Annotated in this window: 19 protein-coding genes; 14 read left to right on the forward strand and 5 right to left on the reverse strand. The window is 45.3% G+C overall.

What is annotated here, in order from left to right:
* The first annotated feature begins 98 nt into the window (after window positions 1-98).
* Entirely contained in the window at window positions 99-1,850 is a 1,752-nt protein-coding gene (locus M3629_RS02025; RefSeq protein WP_251502697.1) for a CBM96 family carbohydrate-binding protein, read from the forward strand.
* 104 nt (window positions 1,851-1,954) lie between these two features.
* On the opposite strand, the gene M3629_RS02030 is transcribed toward M3629_RS02025, so the two are convergent.
* Window positions 1,955-2,497 (reverse strand): hypothetical protein, encoded by a 543-nt coding sequence (locus M3629_RS02030; protein ID WP_251502698.1) that lies wholly within the window; start codon window positions 2,495-2,497, stop codon window positions 1,955-1,957.
* A gap of 232 nt (window positions 2,498-2,729) precedes the next feature.
* Between M3629_RS02030 and M3629_RS02035 the strand changes: the two genes are divergently transcribed.
* Window positions 2,730-3,032, forward strand: a complete 303-nt coding sequence (locus M3629_RS02035; protein WP_251502699.1) for a YunC family protein — start codon at window positions 2,730-2,732, stop codon at window positions 3,030-3,032.
* 160 nt (window positions 3,033-3,192) lie between these two features.
* Here M3629_RS02035 and mtnA read toward each other — a convergent pair whose 3' ends face one another.
* Together mtnA and mtnK are read right to left on the reverse strand one after the other, a co-directional pair.
* The gene (gene mtnA, locus M3629_RS02040) at window positions 3,193-4,257 is read right to left on the reverse strand and encodes an S-methyl-5-thioribose-1-phosphate isomerase (RefSeq protein WP_251502700.1); all 1,065 of its coding nucleotides are present in this window, start codon (window positions 4,255-4,257) and stop codon (window positions 3,193-3,195) included.
* A gap of 23 nt (window positions 4,258-4,280) precedes the next feature.
* On the reverse strand, window positions 4,281-5,498 hold the full coding sequence (gene mtnK, locus M3629_RS02045; RefSeq protein ID WP_251502701.1) for an S-methyl-5-thioribose kinase: 1,218 nt from the start codon (window positions 5,496-5,498) through the stop codon (window positions 4,281-4,283).
* Between the two features lie 297 nt (window positions 5,499-5,795).
* On the opposite strand from mtnK, the gene M3629_RS02050 reads away from it, so the two are divergent.
* From M3629_RS02050 to M3629_RS02090, 9 genes are all read left to right on the forward strand, one after another.
* The gene (locus tag M3629_RS02050; protein WP_090920097.1) at window positions 5,796-6,257 is read left to right on the forward strand and encodes a Dps family protein; all 462 of its coding nucleotides are present in this window, start codon (window positions 5,796-5,798) and stop codon (window positions 6,255-6,257) included.
* 119 nt (window positions 6,258-6,376) lie between these two features.
* Entirely contained in the window at window positions 6,377-6,955 is a 579-nt protein-coding gene (locus M3629_RS02055; RefSeq protein WP_251502702.1) for a DUF1802 family protein, read from the forward strand.
* A 445-nt stretch (window positions 6,956-7,400) separates the two neighbouring features.
* On the forward strand, window positions 7,401-8,183 hold the full coding sequence (gene sufC / locus M3629_RS02060) for a Fe-S cluster assembly ATPase SufC (RefSeq protein WP_251502703.1): 783 nt from the start codon (window positions 7,401-7,403) through the stop codon (window positions 8,181-8,183).
* 24 nt (window positions 8,184-8,207) lie between these two features.
* Window positions 8,208-9,512 carry a Fe-S cluster assembly protein SufD gene (gene sufD / locus M3629_RS02065; RefSeq protein WP_251502704.1) on the forward strand — a complete coding sequence of 435 codons (1,305 nt, stop codon included), beginning with the start codon at window positions 8,208-8,210 and terminating at the stop codon, window positions 9,510-9,512.
* Window positions 9,509-10,729 carry a cysteine desulfurase gene (locus M3629_RS02070; RefSeq protein ID WP_251502705.1) on the forward strand — a complete coding sequence of 407 codons (1,221 nt, stop codon included), beginning with the start codon at window positions 9,509-9,511 and terminating at the stop codon, window positions 10,727-10,729. Before sufD ends, M3629_RS02070 begins: the two co-directional genes overlap by 4 nt.
* Window positions 10,719-11,150, forward strand: a complete 432-nt coding sequence (gene sufU / locus M3629_RS02075; protein WP_251502706.1) for a Fe-S cluster assembly sulfur transfer protein SufU — start codon at window positions 10,719-10,721, stop codon at window positions 11,148-11,150. The genes M3629_RS02070 and sufU overlap by 11 nt, the downstream gene beginning before the upstream one ends.
* A 20-nt stretch (window positions 11,151-11,170) precedes the next feature.
* The gene (gene sufB / locus M3629_RS02080; RefSeq protein ID WP_251502707.1) at window positions 11,171-12,568 is read left to right on the forward strand and encodes a Fe-S cluster assembly protein SufB; all 1,398 of its coding nucleotides are present in this window, start codon (window positions 11,171-11,173) and stop codon (window positions 12,566-12,568) included.
* 155 nt (window positions 12,569-12,723) lie between these two features.
* Window positions 12,724-13,434, forward strand: coding sequence for a M23 family metallopeptidase (locus M3629_RS02085; protein ID WP_251502708.1), 711 nt, complete (start codon window positions 12,724-12,726; stop codon window positions 13,432-13,434).
* A gap of 182 nt (window positions 13,435-13,616) precedes the next feature.
* Complete coding sequence (locus M3629_RS02090) at window positions 13,617-13,757, forward strand: hypothetical protein (RefSeq protein ID WP_167375722.1); 141 nt, start codon at window positions 13,617-13,619, stop codon at window positions 13,755-13,757.
* A gap of 83 nt (window positions 13,758-13,840) precedes the next feature.
* Here M3629_RS02090 and M3629_RS02095 read toward each other — a convergent pair whose 3' ends face one another.
* Together M3629_RS02095 and M3629_RS02100 are read right to left on the reverse strand one after the other, a co-directional pair.
* Window positions 13,841-14,887: an HD-GYP domain-containing protein gene (locus M3629_RS02095; RefSeq protein ID WP_090920120.1), complete on the reverse strand. Its 1,047-nt coding sequence runs from the start codon at window positions 14,885-14,887 to the stop codon at window positions 13,841-13,843.
* A gap of 116 nt (window positions 14,888-15,003) precedes the next feature.
* A complete protein-coding gene (locus tag M3629_RS02100; protein ID WP_251502709.1) occupies window positions 15,004-15,753 on the reverse strand; it encodes a molybdenum cofactor biosynthesis protein in 750 nt (249 codons plus the stop codon).
* Window positions 15,754-15,872: 119 nt separating this feature from the next.
* Here M3629_RS02100 and M3629_RS02105 point away from each other — a divergent pair, with 119 nt between their 5' ends.
* From M3629_RS02105 to yfkAB, 3 genes are all read left to right on the forward strand, one after another.
* A complete protein-coding gene (locus tag M3629_RS02105; RefSeq protein ID WP_251502710.1) occupies window positions 15,873-17,303 on the forward strand; it encodes a bifunctional metallophosphatase/5'-nucleotidase in 1,431 nt (476 codons plus the stop codon).
* Between the two features lie 90 nt (window positions 17,304-17,393).
* Window positions 17,394-18,515, forward strand: coding sequence for an HD-GYP domain-containing protein (locus M3629_RS02110; RefSeq protein WP_154958199.1), 1,122 nt, complete (start codon window positions 17,394-17,396; stop codon window positions 18,513-18,515).
* A 224-nt stretch (window positions 18,516-18,739) separates the two neighbouring features.
* Window positions 18,740-19,876 carry a radical SAM/CxCxxxxC motif protein YfkAB gene (gene yfkAB, locus M3629_RS02115; RefSeq protein ID WP_251502711.1) on the forward strand — a complete coding sequence of 379 codons (1,137 nt, stop codon included), beginning with the start codon at window positions 18,740-18,742 and terminating at the stop codon, window positions 19,874-19,876.
* The last annotated feature ends 30 nt before the right edge of the window (window positions 19,877-19,906 follow it).

The raw sequence follows: 19,906 nt of genomic DNA on the forward strand, positions 1-19,906 counted from the left end.
AGATAGACACAGATTTGCCCTCAACCTTGACATCTGCTATAAGGAAAAATAGTGAGAGGTTTTCCCAAGTCTCTGTTCGTGTTAAAAAAATCAAAGAAATGCGAAGTACGTTATCCGTGGTGTATGCAACGCAATCCGATCTGCATGGCTTCATCCAAGCCTCACCCAAAAATGATCTGGAAAGTGCACTTTATGTAAGAGAACATAATCGTGCACAGGGTAAATATGAGCTTCTGGAAGCACCAAGAGTCACGCTGAACTTGATACCTGTGGCAGATGCAACCACTCGTAGTTTGCCCCGCTTACAAACGATCAATTTTGGTGATACACAGCGTATGATGATAGGCCGGGATGAATTGGAGCAATTCGAATCGTTCATTGATTTTGGGGACATAGATACACGAATACCAGATCTGATGTATCTGGAAGAAGCCAAGCTAAAATTATATTACACAGGAACGATCTCGCCAGGAGCATCTATTGAACTACATCAGCCGGACACATCGTGGAGTGAATATGGGATCACTTACGCGAACAAGCCTCATTCCATTCAACGCTTAACATCAAGCTATCGAATCAATACAAGCGAGCGTTATATTGAATTTGATATGATGGACATATTGAAGATGCTCAGGAACGGTGAACTCCAAAATATTGGCATGATGATTCAATCTAATGGTTTATCTCCAATCTATTTCAACACCCGTGAGTCTGCCAAGCCACCTGTATTACAGATCAAATATATTACTTCGCAGATTTATTCCATTGGACGTACGGAAAAACAAAGTGAGCTTTTTGTCTATGGAGCGGGACGTAAGGAACTCGAAGCGACATTAACCGTGCATAGTGATATCGATTTTGCCTGGCTGCAATCTCATTTATACGTACATCGTTATGAAGATCATATGCATCAGGATGCGCCCACCCTTGTAGCTGTGAATCGTCCAGATCTGAACGCATATATGGGCGTAGGGCATCGAACGGAAGGGAAGCTGCATTCAATCCTTTCGATCGTTGAAAGCACGGTAAGTGAGCAAGAGGCATTCATTCGTATTTCCAAGCCTGAAGCGCCAGCCGAGATTACAGTCTCGATACGCACTGAGTCAGATAGGGATAGCGCATTGGCAGTTAGGCAAAGCACCGAGGATGAAAAAGTGGCGGAAATTGCTGTGTCTCATCCTGATTTGTTTTCAGCCATAACGATTGATCCGAAGATGTCTCTAGTCAGTGAGTTGACCGTATCCAGGCCTTTTGATGCAGAGTTATTGAACGTTTTGCACATTTCTATACCTGAAATGCCTTCGCTCTTAGAAGTTTCTAATTACACCAAAGCAAGAAAAACACTGGATTCGGTGTTAACGGTTATACGCTGTGATGAAGCTTCAATAACTTCGGAATTAGCATTGAGTAGACCTGATCTTGGCGGCATGTTGTGGACGAGAGTAACTGATGAAGATGAAAAGCAGGGTATTTTAGAAATTCCTTTTCTCGAAGAGATGATTTCATACTTGATTGTATCCAGACCGGATGTTCTTTCAAGCCTGGAAGTTAAATATTCGAATGATCTTGAAGTACATATTGGCGTCAAGGAAAGAGAATATTTGGAGAGTTTCGTTCAGGTTCGAGAATGGAAAGATATCCAGTCCGTGGTTGATGTTAGACAAATTGCAGATCTGCAAACGGAGATGATCGTTTCTAAACCTGATCTGTATACCTGGGTCCAACCGAGAGTCATTGCTGATGAGGAATTAAATGTCATTGCAAGCGTTCGTAAGCGGGCTGCAAGCGATCGAGTCACGATATTAACGGTAAAAGATCTCGGGGATGAAGCATATTGCTATATTCTGTAAAATATACTCCGGGATTAGGTAGGATAAAGAAATATTAGGTGAGATAATAAAAATATATTGAAAGAAGAGGGCAGCGATGCCCACTTCTTTGTTTAACTTTTTTTCTAATCATCCAGATCATTTTTATAAATATCTTGTTGAGTTACAGGCATTTTGCTTCCATCTGGGAAGGTAAACACGTAATTTCTCCCTATTTTCTCCATTTTTAATTTTAGTTTTTCTTCCTCTTCTTTTTCTCTCTCCTTAGCTGTTTTTTTCTTCTCAATTCCTATGAAAATAAAGGCAAAAACACTATGTATTACTACAAATAAGACAGCCCAGTTGATAAGACTAATCGTTAGACGATTAAACAATTCTTCATTGGTTGTGACTCTGTAAAATTGAATGGCTACCACAGCCACCCATCCGCCAAAGTTAAACATAAAAGAGGCCTGCACCAAGGGTTTTTCATCCATTGCGCCTATGAGAGTCATTATACCCAAGAGCCCAGTGATACCCATTATTAATACCATACCGAAATGAGTAGTTGGCTTCGAATAATAACTTTTTCCCTCGATTGGAATTCGAACATCAGTGTATAAAACCAATAATAAAAAAATGAAAATCAGCATAGTTACATAAATCGCATATTTATAATTAGGATGCATAGCCCCCTCCTTCCCTAATAACATTTATCGGATCAGTAGTTTGTAATTTAAATACTCTATTCATAAAATTTATTCAACAATAGTGCATCAGGTATTTCTATCTGTGAGAACAACTCTACTTCTGAGACAATGGATACACTTTTTCTCCTTCCACGGCAGGTGTCCACACGTCGATTCGACAACAGGCATACAATTATCGTGATCTGTTGAAGAGGAGGTGGATCGTGAAATTATGGTGACGATGGAGCCGATTGTGGTGGGAGAGCATGTGCTCGTTGGGGTGGAAGTGAAACTTCCCAAAACGACACTGTTAACGATTAATACATCCAAAGGATATATCATGTGCGGCGCTCTTGATGTGGGTTTACTGAATGAGAAGCTGGGCGATCGCAAGATTGTAGCCGCACGGGCTGTAGGTGTGAGAACACTGGAGCAACTGCTTCATGCACCAATGGAATCGGTGACGACGGAGGCGGAGGCTATGGGGATTAAAGTAGGTATGACAGGCGTAGAAGCTTTGTTGAAAATGATTTGAAGGAAGTGTCGGTTTTCAGTCGGCACCATAGAAATAGAATAGAACAAGGGACGAAGTCGGAGGCATCCGTCTTGTCCCTTCTCCTTACGGACCTAAAGCAATGATTACACGGATGCAACCAAGGCAAAGACCTAATCAATATACTACATGTTCCCGTTTTTTATTCCGTAAACAAAGCTGCGAGGTTCTCTTGGAAAGGCGCACGAACAATACCTTTTTCCGTAATGATTGCGGTAACGTATTCGTTCGGGGTTACGTCAAAGGCTGGATTAAATACCTTAACACCCTGCGGTGCAGTACGTTTGCCAAATCCTTCGGTTACTTCCTCAGCTGCACGCTCTTCAATTGGAATCAGATCGCCAGACGTTGTGGACAAGTCGATGGTGGATAGTGGGCTTGCTACATAAAAAGGAATATTGTGCGCTTTGGCGAGTACAGCCAGGCTGTATGTACCAATTTTGTTGGCAACATCTCCGTTAGCTGCGACCCGATCCGTACCCACAATGACAGCTTGTACCCACCTTTTGGACATAACCATACCGGCCATGTTGTCGCAGAGTAACGTTACGTCAATTCCGGCCTGCTGCAACTCAAAAGCAGTTAAACGAGCGCCTTGCAGAACGGGACGTGTCTCGTCAGCGAATACCTTCAGATGAATGCCACGCTCTTGAGCAAGATACATTGGAGCGGTTGCCGTACCGTATTTGGCTGTCGCCAGCCCACCTGCGTTACAGTGCGTAAGTACACCCATTCCATCTTCAAATAAAGGCAGGGCGTGTTCACCGATCATGCGGCATACTTCTTCGTCTTCTTTTTGAATTAATAATGCTTCCGCTTCGAGCGCATCTATGCTTTCGTCTAGACTTAGACCAGCTTCTACGACTTGGTTAGCCTTTTGCTTCATGCGATCTAGCGCCCAAAAAAGATTAACCGCTGTTGGACGGGATGTCGCCAAGTGTGCGCAAACGGATTTGACATGATCCAGCCAGCCTTGGATATTGATGCCATCATAGGCTTTAGCTCCGAGCACTACGCCGAAGGCTGCCGCAATACCAATGGCAGGCGCGCCGCGTACTTTCATGGAATGGATGGATTCCCATACTTCTTCAGGGGTGTACAGTTTCAGCATCAGAATCGTTTCGGGCAGCAGACGCTGATCGAGCATTTCAAGCTTGTCCTTTTTCCAATTGAGCGAAGACAGAGGCTGATGTTCAGGGGTTGTCATGGATGTTCCTCCGTTCCATAATGTTAGGCTTTAACCGTTGTGAGAGCAGAAGATACCAGATCCAGCACCTCACCGATTGTGTTTACTTGACGATTGTTCTTAATCAATGCTTTACCTACGGTCAGTGCTTTGCGTTGTGCGCGTTCGCGTTCAGTAGCATCCGTAATGGTGTCTATGTCAGCGACGTGGGCAAGGCCTACGATGCGGCGTACCATTTTCGCTCCGGTGAAACCGATCGTATCTCGAAATAGCTGCTGTACATACAGGTTTTGATAACCCGGCGTTTTAGCCATTGGGTCAATGAGATCGGTACTCCACAGTGCACGGAAACGAGTTTCGAATTCAGTCCAGACATCACGTACCATGTCCAGCAATTCTGTTTCACGTTCATTCCGGGTGGACTGATCATGAAAACGGCCAGACAGCGAAACATAATGAAGCAGCAGGTTTGCCAGCACGGCGCCTACGTCAAAACCCATCGGACCATAGAAAGCGAACTCCGGATCAATGACTTTGGTCGACTCAGGTGTTACAAAAATACTGCCTGTATGCAAGTCCCCGTGAAGAAGGGCTTGTCCATGGGTCAGGAATTTTTCCCTGAGCAGGGCGATCTCCAAATGAAGTGCTTCGTCTGTACGAAGCGCCTCGGCCTCATCTTCGATCGCTTCTTCATAGTTGTTATTTTGTGCAATCCGATACGGTTCATCAAAGATCAGGTCTTCTGTTATTTTGCATTGGTCAGGGTTGACGAATCGTCCCTGCTGTTCTTTCTTTTGTTGTTGATTCATGCCGAGGTCAGAAGTGAAGAAGAGGGTTCTCGCCATAAACTCCCCGATATGCTGGGCAAAAAGAGGGTAGGAAGCTCCGTCAATCAGACCCTTGCGCATAATAACGTGGTCACTCAAATCCTCCATGACCGTTAATGCAAGATCATCATCATAATGATACACTTCGGGCACCGTTCCAGGGCACAATCGATACTCTTCTTGCAAAATTTCACGTTCAATGCGCGCACGTACAAGGGACAGCGGCCATGATTCGCCAACCACTTTCGCATAAGGAAGCGCCTGTTTGATAATGATACTTTTATCGGAGTTCTGATCCGTGATATGGAAAACGAGATTCAGGTTGCCGTCACCGATCTCACGACAATCCAGATTCGCATCTGCCGTAAATGGACCCGGTAAAGTTTTGGCTAATTCGATCGCTTCTTGTGGGGTTAAAGGATGATATTGAGTCAAAGGTGCCACCTCCATATATATGAAGAAACAGGAAAACCCACTTCTTTGCTTGGTTTATGACAGTATATCGGATAAAACACGTTTTTTGAACTTTTTTTTGAGACAAGTCTGGGTTGTGGTGATTCGAAGATCAGGCTCACGGGTAAAAATGAATAGGCTGGACGGTTGAATAAAACCGCGCCCCATAACACTTCCGCGAACTTAGCGGGTTCTGAACTTGAACTCTCTGTCTTGCGTACAGGGGAACCTGAGATAGCGTGGACAGACTACATTTTAAATTAAAGGATGGGATTGAATATGGCTACAAAAAACAAAACAGATCAAGCAAAATCCGTTGAACAAGTACTTAATCGTCAGGTCGCTAACCTGAACGTGTTGTATGTTAAAATCCATAACTATCACTGGTACGTAAAAGGCCCGAACTTCTTCACACTCCATGTGAAATTTGAAGAATTCTATAACGAAATTACAGTTCAAATGGATGAAATCGCTGAGCGTTTGCTCACACTGAAAGGTAGCCCAGCAGCAACGATGAAAGAGTATCTCGAAATGGCTTCGATCCAGGAAGCTTCTGGTAAGGAAGATGCGAACGCTATGGTACAAAACTTGATTGAGGACTTCGCGACACTTTCCAATGAGTATCAAGAAGGCATTGATCTGGCCGATGCGGCTGAAGATCAACCGACTGCTGATATGCTGACAGGCTTTAAAGCGGATCTGGAGAAACATATGTGGATGCTTCGTGCATACCTGGGCTAAATCCGTTCAAGACGGATTTAAATCTATCCGTAAAGTGTGCGGTGTTGCCTGCTAAAAGTTGTCAGATAAGTGTGAAGCGTCTATACTGCTGTCAAGAGTGACAGAGGAGGGCGAACACAATGTTAGACACAGGAGCGATACCGGCGTTAAAAGAATGGGCTTCTGCAATCAAAGCTGTAGAAAGCGGTCGTCAGATTATGGTGATGCGCAAAGGCGGGATTGTGGAGGAAACGAAACATTTTGAGTTGAAAAGTCCAGCGTTTTACCTGTATCCGACTTATGAGCATCAGCGTAAAGAACTGATCAAGTCCTCGGATCAATCCTATGTTGAAGAGTCGCTGGCCGAATGGGTGCCTGAAGCTTCAACCGTCCGCATTACATCGTATGCTGAAGTAACGCAGGATTTGGAGATTCGAGATCAGGAGATGCTGGATCGACTTCTAGAATATCATATGTGGACAGCGGATTTTGCCGAATCCCGTTTGAAATGGAAAAAGAAAGATCCGCTGCACGTGTTGATTCTACGTGTGTACCGTTTGCAGGAACCGATGGAAATTCCCGTATTGCCAGAATATAACGGCTGCCGTTCATGGATTTCCATTCCGAATGGTTTGGTGCCGCGCGAAATGACGCCGGTGCTGGACGTTGCGGATTTTGCCGACCAGGTACAGAAGATTAACGAGACACTCAGAATGTGAGGGGTTATCTGCGATAGCTTATTTTGATTATGGCGTAATTGAAGGACTTATCCACAAAGGGATAGGTCCTTTTTTATTCGGCACGGAAGCTGAACAAACTGTGAATTTTGTGATTTATATCACTGTCCGACATGTGGAAAGTTGTTTTCTAATTTGATTCAAACAGTCATTTATTATAGAATCATAAGGAATGAAGTTTCCTGAGAAGGACAAGAATTGATAGGAAATGACTTGATAATCATTGAGAATCAGTTTAGAATTATTCTAAAGTGATTGTTGCTCTACAGCATGTGAAGAAAGTATGCCTGAGAGTGGCAAGAAGAAATTGCTTTACAGATGTATGATGAAACAGAGAAAGTCAGGGGAAGCCCTGTTCAGATATAATAGGCGCTTTTTCGTTTTCGACAGTAAACATCAATTTAATCAATGGAGGGAAACAATACACATGACTACGAATTTCGTCATTGAAGGTCTGAAAGCGACCATTGAAGGTAAAGAAATCCTGAAAGGCATCAACTTGGAAATGAAAGGTGGAGAAATCCACGCGATCATGGGACCGAACGGAACAGGTAAATCCACGTTGGCTTCTGCCCTGATGGGACACCCTAAATATGAAGTAACAGACGGTACAGTCACTCTCGATGGTGAAGATGTACTGGATATGGCTGTAGATGAGCGCGCACGCGCTGGTCTGTTCCTGGCTATGCAATACCCGAGCGAAATCGCGGGTGTAACTAACTCCGACTTCTTGCGTAGTGCAATCAACGCTCGTCGCGGTGAAGGTAACGAAATTTCCTTGATCAAGTTCATCCGTCAAATGGAAGGTAAAATGAAAGAACTCGATATGAACCCTGAGTTTGCACATCGTTACCTGAATGAAGGTTTCTCCGGTGGTGAGAAAAAACGGAATGAAATTCTGCAAATGATGCTGCTTGATCCTAAAATCGTCGTACTTGACGAGATCGACTCCGGTCTCGACATCGATGCTTTGAAGATTGTTGCAGAAGGTGTAAATGCAATGAAGAGCGAAGATCGCGGCTTCTTGATCATCACGCACTATCAACGCCTGCTTAACTACATCACTCCAGACTACGTACACGTAATGATGCAAGGTCGCATCGTGAAATCCGGGGGACCTGAGCTGGCTCAACGTCTCGAGGCTGAAGGTTATGACTGGGTTAAAACGGAACTGGGAATTACAGACGAAACTGTAGGTCAAGAAGCGTAAAGACAAAACGGAGGAGGATAATAAATGACTACACAAACAATTCTTCCGGTTGAATCTGAAGCGCTTCGCGCCTTGTCGGAAAGTAATAACGAACCCGGCTGGTTGACTGAGCAGCGGCTCGAAGCTTTGAAGCTTGCGAGTGAGCTGGCGCTTCCCAAACTGGAAAAACAAAAAATCGAACGCTGGAGTATCAGCGAGTACGGCACATATAAAGCAGACGCAGCAATCTCTTCCCTGGAAGAAGTGCCTGCATCCATCAAAGAGCTGGTTCAGGATCAAGCTGAAGGAAGCCTGGTAATCCAACGTAACTCTGGTGCAGTATATTCCAAATTGTCTGCTGATCTGGCAGCACAAGGTGTCATCTTCACGGATTTGGCTACTGCTGTTCGTGAACATGCTGATCTAGTCAAGCCTTATCTGAACACAGCGGTCAAAGCCGATGAACATTCCATTGCCGCATTGCATGCAGCGTTGTGGAATGGCGGGGTGTTCCTGTACGTTCCGAAAAACGTGAACATTGAAGTTCCACTGCAAGCAGTATTGCTCACAGATGATGCTTCCGCAACATTTGCGCCTCACGTACTGGTTGTTGCCGAAGCAAACAGTTCGGTTACTTACGTGGACAACTATGTGTCTGGCGAGCTCTCTGCACCGGTTTTCCATAACGGAGTTGTGGAAGTATTCGTAAAATCGGGTGCAAAAGTGCGCTTTGCAACGGTTCACCAACTGAACGTTAACGTAACGGATGTATCCTTCCGCCGTGCTGTTCTGGAAAATGACAGCTCCATTGAATGGATCGTTGGTGAAATGAACAATGGTGATACGGCAAGCAACACGATGAGTGTTTTGAAGGGGAATGGGTCCACTTCGGATTCCAAAGTGATTGCTGTTGGTTCCGGTTCACAGAAGATTAACTACACAACTGAAGCACGTCACTTCGGTAAAAATACGCCAAGCCAAATGATCACACGTGCGGTTATGCGTGAAGAGGCTTCGGCAATCATCAACGGGATCACGAAAATCGAGAAAGGCGCTACAAGAGCCGACGGACAGCAAACCGAGAAAGTATTGATGCTGAGTCCTAAAGCACGCGGAGACGCCAACCCGATCCTACTGATTGATGAGGATGATGTAACAGCAGGTCACGCGGCTTCTGTAGGTCAAGTGAATGCGGAGCAAATCCATTACTTGATGTCTCGCGGGATTAACCGTACGGATGCGGAGCGCCTGATCATTTATGGCTTCCTTGCTCCGGTGGTGGCGGATATTCCTTTGGAAGCACTGCGTACCCAATTGCAGTCCCTGATTGAGAAGAAGCTGGGACAATGAACCCATCCATTCGCGAGCAGTTCCCGATCCTCCACCAGGAAATCAACGGACACCCGCTCGTATATCTAGACAGTGCTGCGACTTCGCAAAAGCCTCGTGCTGTGATTGACGCGGTTAAACATTATTATGAATATGAAAACTCCAATGTGCATCGCGGTGTGCATACACTCGGAAGCCGGGCAACAGACGCTTATGAGGGCGCACGTGAGAAGGTGGCCAAGTTTATCAATGCTCGTCGCACGCAGGAGATCATCTTTACACGTGGCACAACGACTGCCCTGAACCTGGTAGCTTCGTCTTATGCTCGTGCCAACTGTAAAGAAGGCGACGAAATTGTCATCACACAGATGGAGCACCACAGTAACCTGATTCCTTGGCAGCAAGTGGCCAAGGAGACAGGGGCCACATTGAAGTACATTCCGCTGCAGCCCGACGGTCATATTGAACTGGCAGACGTGGAGCAGACAATTACGAACAAGACTAAAGTTGTCGCGATTGCTTATGTATCCAATGTGATGGGGATTGTACATCCCGTTAAACAGATTGCTGAGATTGCCCATCGCAATGGTGCCGTTATCGTTGTAGATGGTGCTCAAAGCACACCGCATATGAAAGTGGATGTACAGGATCTCGACTGTGACTTCTATGCGCTGTCAGGTCACAAAATGTGCGGACCAACCGGTATCGGTGCACTCTACGGCAAAAAGGCGCTGCTGGAGTCCATGGAACCGATTGAATTCGGCGGTGAGATGATTAATGACGTAGGACTATACGACTCCAATTGGAAAGAACTGCCGTGGAAATTCGAAGGTGGTACCCCGATTATTGCGGGAGCAGTAGGATTGGGTGCTGCGATTGATTTCTTGGAGCAGATCGGTATGGACGAAATTGCTCATCATGAAGGTGTACTTGCTGCTTATGCAACAGAACGTCTTGCTGAGATTGATGGTCTAACGATCTATGGTCCAGCTAAACGTCATGTTGGTGTAGTGACCTTTAACTTGGGAGATGTTCATCCCCATGATGTGGCAACTGTGCTGGATGCGAGCGGTATAGCGATTCGTGCAGGACACCACTGTTGTCAGCCGCTTATGCGCTGGCTTGAAGTAAGCTCAACGGCTCGTGCGAGCTTTTATCTATACAATAACGAACAAGATGTAGATCGGCTTGTTAGCGCCTTAATCCAGACAAAGGAGTATTTTGGCGATGCAACTTGATGATCTGTACCGGCGTGTTATAATGGACCACTACAAGAACCCGCGTAACCGCGGAACGTTTGACAATGACGTCGTTACGGTGAATTTGAATAATCCAACGTGCGGCGACCGGATTTCACTGCAGCTGATGCTGAATGAAGGAATCGTTCAGGAGGCCAAGTATACGGGTGAAGGCTGTTCGATCAGCATGTCTTCGGCATCCATGATGACCGAGGCTGTCAAAGGCAAGACGATAGAGCAGGCACTCGATCTGGCTAACCGCTTCTCCTCATTGATGCAAGGGGAAGAAGTCGATTTCGACGATTATGAAGATCTCGAAGCCCTATCCGGTGTGAACAAGTTCCCTGCGCGCATTAAATGTGCCACTCTGGCCTGGAATGCATTACGCAAAGGAATTGACGAAGAGGACAATGTACAATAACGATAGGGAGGTCGAGCAAGATGGCTAAAAAAGCACCAGAAATGGAAGAGTATAAATATGGTTTTCGCGATGAGCATAAATCCATCTTTCAAACCGGCAAAGGTCTGACAGCGGAAGTTGTAACAGAAATTTCTAAAATCAAGAACGAACCGGAATGGATGTTGGAGTTCCGCCTGAAATCCTTGAAACAGTTCGAGAAGATGGCTATGCCTAAATGGGGCGGCGATCTGGATGAACTGGACTTCAACGATATTCAATACTATGTTCGCCCTTCGGAAAAGCAAGGGAAAACATGGGAAGAAGTTCCTTCCGAAATCAAAGAAACGTTTGATAAACTGGGTATTCCAGAAGCGGAGCAAAAATTCCTCGCGGGGGTATCGGCTCAGTATGAGTCTGAGGTTGTATACCACAATATGCAAAAAGAACTGGAAGACCAAGGCGTAATCTTCATGGATACCGATACGGCGCTGAGAGAGCACCCGGAAATCCTGCGGGAATATTTCGCTACCGTTATTCCGCCAGCGGATAACAAATTTGCTGCCCTGAACAGTGCGGTATGGTCCGGAGGAAGCTTCATCTACGTACCAAAAGGCGTAAAATGTGAAGTGCCTCTGCAAGCATACTTCCGGATTAACTCCGAAAATATGGGCCAATTTGAACGTACATTGATCATTGCAGACGAAGACAGCTTCGTTCACTATGTAGAGGGTTGTACTGCTCCAATTTACAGCACAAACTCCCTGCACAGTGCGGTAGTTGAGATCATCTGTAAGAAAAATGCCCGCGTTCGTTACACAACGATCCAAAACTGGGCACCAAACATCTACAACCTCGTTACCAAACGTGCGGTTGCTGAAGAGAACGCAACGATGGAATGGGTTGATGGTAACATCGGTTCCAAACTGACGATGAAATATCCTGCAGTTGTACTGAAAGGCCGTGGAGCTAAAGGTTCCGTTCTGTCCATCGCTGTTGCAGGCAAAAACCAGCACCAGGATGCAGGCGCGAAAATGATTCACTTGGCTCCGGATACAACTTCAACGATTGTATCCAAATCGATTAGTAAACACGGCGGTAAGGTAACGTACCGTGGTCTGGCTTCCTTCGGACGCCAAGCTGAGGGCGCGAAATCCAACATTAAATGTGATACGCTCATTCTCGATAATGAGTCCACATCGGATACAATTCCTTACAACGAAATCATGAATGATAACATCATGCTGGAGCATGAAGCAACGGTATCCAAAGTGTCAGAGGATCAACTCTTCTACCTGATGAGCCGTGGTCTGACTGAAGCGGAAGCAACACAGATGATCATCATGGGCTTCATTGAGCCGTTCACAAAAGAATTGCCAATGGAATATGCGGTTGAGATGAATCGTCTCATCAAGTTTGAGATGGAAGGCTCCATCGGTTAAGACATATAAAATGGGAAAAGACGAACCGTCATGGTTCGTCTTTTTTCTTATGCCCTAAAGAAAGCAATCTTTGATTTAGAATATAAAAATAAGACTATTAGCACAGGCCAATTCATAGAGTTAAGCATTAAATGATAGAAAAAGGATGTGAGGCTATGAATGCAAACCCTTTTGAAGGGTATCGGATTACTAGTTCATTCGGTTATCGAATTCATCCTATACATGGAGGACAGACCTTTCATCGAGGAGTCGACCTGGTCACCGAACCTTGGAATGGTCCTGTATCTGCTTTTCTTGAAGGAATGGTACGTTTTGCATCTGAAGGACGTACAGGCTCTGGTTTTGGCGGATACGGGCTCACTGTGGCACTGGAGGATCATCGTGGATACTTACATTGTTACGGCCATCTCTCCCGAATTGCCGTTAAGGTTGGTCAGCGAGTGAGGAAAGGAGAACTAATCGGTTACCAAGGCAGTACAGGACAGAGCACGGGACCTCATGTACATTATGAGATTCGAAAAACAAGCTCGCCTTCGTACGGATACACTGCAAGTGAAGATGGGGTTGTTGAACCAACAGCATATTTGTTAAACGAATACGGTACGATCTCTCAGGAGGAGGGTTCGCCAATGACAAGTCAGGAAAAGCAGTTGTTCACGCTTATGCAGAAGCAATTAGAGCTTCAAGGAAGCTGGATTCAAGAACAAAAGCGATTATCCAACATGAGTTGCCCTGACTGGGCGCAGGAGGCACTGGCTTATTATCGTCCCTATATTCAGGATGACACAGGAAGTTATGACTTTTGGAGAATACTTGTGATCATGTATCGGAAGGAAACGGGAACACTGGTGCCAAAAGAGGATTGAAACTTGAAGAGCAAGGTTGGTATTAGAGCGAAGGCCATTATAGGAGCGAAGGCCAGTATAAGTGCATACCACTCATATCTTATGGGCTATGAACCAAATTGCGAAGAATGCCGTTTCGCCCAGTTCCTCTGGCAGGGAAGCGTCATATGTTAGGGTATACCTGATAAAGAGGAGGCAATCACATGAGCGAAGTAGGTTACGGCTGTAAAGGCAACGTTGGTGGTGTAGGCGGTGTAGGTGGATACAATCCATGTACTTCGGTTGGCGCGATCTTGGTACTGTTCATCCTGTTGGTTATCATCACAAAAGCATTCTGTGTGTAACTCCATCGACCGAATATAAGCAAGAGGGATCAAAGGAAGCTCATTCGAGCTTCCTTTGATCCCTCTTTTCTCTTCACGCGTATTTATTGGACGTAAATCTCAACAATGGCAATATCTCTTTCTTTCGCTAAATCGATAAAGGCCGTGGAGGTCTGAACGAGTGGGCGGAAGTAGTCAGCTGGATTGTTCATTACAATGACACCAGTTTGTCCTGTTGTGAGAAGTACTTTTTTACCAATAAAATTCGGAAGCATATGTTTGATCAGCTCTTGGGTGGCTTCACCATTTAACTGACCAAAACTGAGGCTGTATAGCTCGCATAGAACAGAAATTAGCTCCTGTTTGGTCTGATACACCCGATTTGTTGTCATAGCGCTGTAAACGTCGGCTACAGCAGTTATACGAGCATAAGGATGAATCTCATCTCCTCGCAAACCATGCGGATAACCACTGCCATCCTCACGCTCATGATGTTGAAGAGCAACCATGGCGATGATTTCGTCCTCTGTTGAAGCTTTGATAATATCGTAACCATAAAAGGTATGTTTTTTCATTTCTGCGAATTCTTCTGTCGTTAGTTTGCCTGGTTTATGTAAGATTTCAGAAGGAATCTTGGACTTGCCAATATCATGAAGATATCCTGCCTTGGCTACCGTAATACATTCATCCGGGCTATAACCCATCCACCCAGCAATATAAAAGGCGAGCATGCCAACCTGTAAGGAATGATTGTAGGTGTAGTCAATGTCTCCATCCAGCATAAGTAACAGGGAGACAACATCCTTTTGTTTTTCAAGCTGTCCCGTTAAGGTGCCTAATATTTCGTCAACCTGTGATTCATCAATAAAGCCTTTTTCTATGGCTTGTTCGAACAGAGATTCTGTGCCTTTGATCGTGTCGTTAAACAGATTGGTTAACAGACGGGTCTGATCGGAAGGCAAGTTTTGTTCATTAGAGTGAAGGTCGGATGATTGTTCTACATCTGCGAAATCAATTCCATGCTGCAGCAGCTTAGATATATCATCTTCGCTGAGAACGGAACCTTTCATCAGCATGTGGAGACCTGAAGTATTGTAGATATCATTTTTTAGCAGGTCGCCGGGTTTAAGATCTGTAACATGCACTCTCACGTATAAACCACCTTTTCCTCGACTAATATCGACACATATCATTATAATAACAAGAAAAAAATGGGTTGACAACGACTTATTTACTGTTTATGCGCCTCTGTAAACAGCGAATAGACTCATTTTTTCTCGTCCATGGGGTTCCAGGGTCCTAGTTGATGGCCTTTCCATTCTGATCCGTCTTCCCAAATTTCTTTTTTCCAGATTGGTACGGTTTGCTTCAGTCTTTCAATAGCGTAACGGCTTGCATCATAACAATCGCTGCGATGAGGCGAGGATACCGCGATAACGACACTGATTTCGGCAACGTCAACTTTGCCGATTCGATGACTTATCGCACAAAGTACACCTGGCCAGCGTTCTGCTATCTCCTTGCCGATCGCAGCCATATGGGACAGCGCCATGGGGACGTATGCCTCGTATTCCAGATGAACCGTACGCTGTTCACCAGTCATTTCCCGCGTCGTGCCTACAAAAGTTAATGCAGCGCCATGATTAGCCGTAATGACCATGTCGGTCGTTGCCTCCACGGACAAGGGCGCATTGGTAATCAGAAACAGGCCGTCTTCAGTGCGATGCTCTTGTGTATAAGGTTGATCCTCATCTTGGTTCGTCGAACCGTCACCTCCAGATACAGGAGGGATCAAAGCCAATTCATCATCCATCTTAAGTAATGTATCGGCAGGAGCGTATCTCTGGTTAACTGCTAAAAATGATGAACGAATCTGTGTGGCAGCCTCAGGATAAGCCTGGCTCAATTGTTCTTTAAGCATAGCAGCTGTAAGCGTATCACCATCATACTCAAATTCAAGTTGGGATGTATTTAAACGTTCTGCAATACCTGCAAATAGTTGAATTGTCAATTTCATGGAATGAATCTCTCCTTTTTGATCTCTAAACCCTATAAATATATCATAACGACGTAGAAAATGTTATGCTTATCCATTAGAAGAATGTACGTTTAATGAACGGCAGGGGAGGCAGTGTAATGCGCAGCAGCGAGAAGCAAACATTAACCATTCTGCACACCAATGATATACACAGTCATTTCGGCTCTATGAGTGCGATCGCTGCTATGATCAATGAAGAACGTGCCCAAGGTGGACATCTGCTTGTCCTCGATATTGGAGACCATATGGATCGAATGGCTGTTGAAACGGAAGGCACACTCGGAATGGCCAACGTAGATGTGCTCAATCTGACAGGTTATGATGCCATTACGATTGGAAATAATGAGGGACTAACCTTTACGCCAGACCAACTCGCTCAGTCCTATACGGGACTCCTATGTCCGATTGTGTGCGGCAATGTGGTAGAACAGGATACAGGGCGTCCTCCAGCCTGGATGAAACCTTGGATTATTGTCGAAAAAGGACCATTTCGCATTGGTCTGCTAGGTGCAACAGCCCCGTTTAACACCTTCTATGAACTGTTAGGCTGGCAAGTGACGGACCCTGTAGAAACTTTAAGAGATCAGGTTGAGGTACTGCGTGAGCAAGTGGACGTGATCGTTGTTTTATCTCATCTGGGTCTTTCAACGGACAAAAGACTGGCGGAACAGGTTGAGGGCATTGATGTTGTCCTGGGCGGACACACCCATCATGTGCTGGAGGAACCCTTGCTTATTACCAATACCGTGCTGGGAGCGGCAGGTAAATTCGGACAATGGCTCGGTAGAGTTGTGCTGGAAAGAGCAGGCCAAGCAGAGCCTGTGCAACTGGTGAGCAGCGGATGTGTGCCAGTACAAAGTAACATGCTGGAAGAGCAGGTGTCTCTGGCAATTGCTACGAACCGTAAGGAAGCTGAACGATTGCTGGATCAGACGGCCGTGATCACGGATCGAACCTTGCCCGTTTATTACGAGCGGGAATCTCCTTTTGCTAGCTTGCTTGCGCAAGCTGTACGCCACTTTACAAAAGCGGAAATATCGCTTGTGAATGCGGGCCAGTTACTCGGAAACCTGCCACAAGGCGACATTACGAAAGGAATGTTACATTCCCTATGTCCATCTCCAATAAATGCTTGTACAATATATTTGAATGGTGATCAGATTCGTGAAGCGCTTGAACAGTCACTGTTGGAGGAATTCTTCTCTAAACCCATCGTGGGATTTGGCTTTCGGGGACGTATTCTCGGGACGTTATGTGTAGATGGAATAGAGGTTCTTTACGACCCTAGTGCGCCAGCGTATGATAAGATCCAAACCATTTATGTGAACGGTATACCTATGGATGGGAAGCATGAATATGTGGTTGGAACGCTTGATATGTTTACGTTTAATGTGGGATATCCTTCTTTGGCTCAAGGAAGCAATATACAATATCACCTTCCGGAATTTATACGGGATTTGCTGGAAGAAGAATTAAAACGACCAGGGGCGCTGGAGGAGAGCCTGCGTAACCGCTGGTTATCAAGCTAAAAGCCAGAAGCTAGAAGCTAGAACGAGACTGCCTTCTGCTGATGCGGCGGCTAGTGTTCATTACATCTATGGAGCGGGAGAGGATAGGCTGTGCGTTTAGTACATATAAACTTATTGCAGCCTGGCATGAAGCTGGGGAAACGAATTTTTAGTGAGGAAGGTCTGGTTTTACTCAGTGAGGATGTAGAACTGACGAGTCGTTTAATCGGACGGTTGAAAGATCTTGGGATTGGATATGTATATATTCAGGATGCTGCGACAGAAGACATTATCGTGCCCGATATGTTACAGGAAGAGACCAAGCGAAGAGCACTTGTGGAGATCAAACAGCAATTTCAACATATGTCCGGTTTCAAAAGTAAAAACCAGATCACACATTTTGGTAAAGCGCTTAGTGGTGTAATGAACAGCATTCTTGAGGACATTGGTGGTCAAAAGGAAGCGATGATCATGTTAATGGACATGAACTCCAGCGATTTTGACCTGTATACTCACTCACTGAATGTTTGTGTATATACTCTTGTTCTCGGTGTGGCATCAGGTTATACACGTCAGCAACTTATGGAGATTGGTCTAGGCGCTCTGCTCCATGATATTGGGAAAACGCAGATTCCCTCCGACATTTTACATAAACCTTCACGTCTGAGTGATGAGGAATACAAGATTATTCAACAGCATACCACGTATGGACACCGCATTCTCAAGGATGAACCCGGCATCCCTCTGCTCGCAGCACACTGTGCACTTCAGCATCATGAGCGAATTGATGGCAGTGGCTACCCTTTTGGTTTGAAAGGCAATGAAATCCATGAATATGCGAAGTGGATTGCTCTTGCCGATTCGTATGATGCCATGACAACCAATCGGGTCTATCGTCAAGCTTTATTGCCGCATCAAGCCGTAGAGGTACTGTATACAGGTTCTGGAACGCTTTATGAACAGTGGATGCTTGAAAAGTTTAGGGATTGTGTAGCGATCTATCCCGTAGGTATATCCGTAAAACTGAGCACTGGAGAAGTTGGCGTTGTCGCTGCAATTCAACCCCGCGTGCCACAACGGCCATTGATTCGTGTAATCAAGGATGCAGAAGGACAGGTTCTTGCAGCCCCCTACGAAATAAATCTTGCTACGAAGTTATCAGTCATGATTACAGGGGTGGAGGGTGCGGAAGATTCTGCTACACTTATGAAGCATGAACAGCTGAATAGTTAAGCTAACGAAGTATAGAGCAGGCGCTCAGGTGGTCATATCGGGAACGTGAAGCTAGGCTAATTTCCGATGATTCATGAGCGTTTTTTGTCATGTAATGGTCAGGGTTTGGCTGTGCAGGAAGATTCATAATTGTGCTATGATAAAAGATAACTCCCAAAAAAGTAATCTCGGATATGATGTAAATAAAACTTTTTAGGTTAATAAAAGGAATAAGGTGAAGAACAATGACCATGCTAAACTCAGGATCGGTACAACCGATGCCATTATCGCCAACGAATGATCCGTGGGATCCGATTGGCTCTCTGCGTGCATATGGCCGGCATGTGCTGACCAGTGTAGAAATGACAGTGACACATCTGTGCAATATGCGATGTGAGCATTGTGCCGTAGGGGATATGCTTACGATGCAAGAGGCACCAGCACTGCCACTCTCACTAATGTTGAAACGACTTGATGAGGTGGAGCATCTGCAGACTATTAGTCTGACAGGTGGTGAACCCAGCTTTAGCCAAAAGACGGTGGATGAGATGATCATTCCTCTGCTTAAATATGCTAAGGAACGCGGAATTCGCTCCCAGATCAATTCTAATCTGACACTAGATATCAGCCGTTATGAAAAACTTCTCCCGTATCTGGATGTGATGCACATCTCCTTCAATTATTTGAATGCAGATGATTTCCATCAGGTGGGATTTGCCAACAGCCGTAGACCGGTAAAACGTGAAGTCGCCGTGAAAATGTATGAAAAGATGATGGAAAACTCCCGCAAGCTAAGTGAGGCCGGAATGTTTATTTCTGCTGAATCGATGATTAATTATCGTACGCATGATAAGCTGGACGGCATTCACCAATTGATTCGGGAAATGGGTTGTGTACGGCACGAAGTACATCCGATGTACAACTCTAACTTTGCGTCCTCTCTTCCAGTATTATCACTGGATCACATGAGGAATGCCATTCATCGCTTGCTTGATGTCCGTGACAAAGACATGTGGATGCTTTTTGGAACACTACCGTTCTTTGCATGCAGTGCAGCTGAGCAGGATCGTGAACTTATTAATCGCTTGTACAGCGAACCGAATGTAACGGTTCGTAATGATCCGGACGGACGCAACCGTGTTAACGTCAACATGTTTACTGGCAACGTGTACGTGACTGATTTTGCCGATATCCCTGCATTCGGCAATATCCATGATCGGAAGCTGGATGATGTATTCCATGAATGGTCTGCTGAGCATCCGCTCAATCAGACCGTAAATTGCCATTGTGATGCTGCATCGTGTTGCGGGCCAAATCTTCTTGTGGCCGATATGTATTATAAAGGCGTGGACTTCAAATCTAGAAAAGCTATTTTACGTTAATATTCCAGGTGCATTCCTGAAATAGACAGA

Origin of the sequence: Paenibacillus polysaccharolyticus (genome assembly GCF_023714295.1) — a bacterium.
Classification (GTDB): domain Bacteria; phylum Bacillota; class Bacilli; order Paenibacillales; family Paenibacillaceae; genus Paenibacillus; species Paenibacillus polysaccharolyticus_A.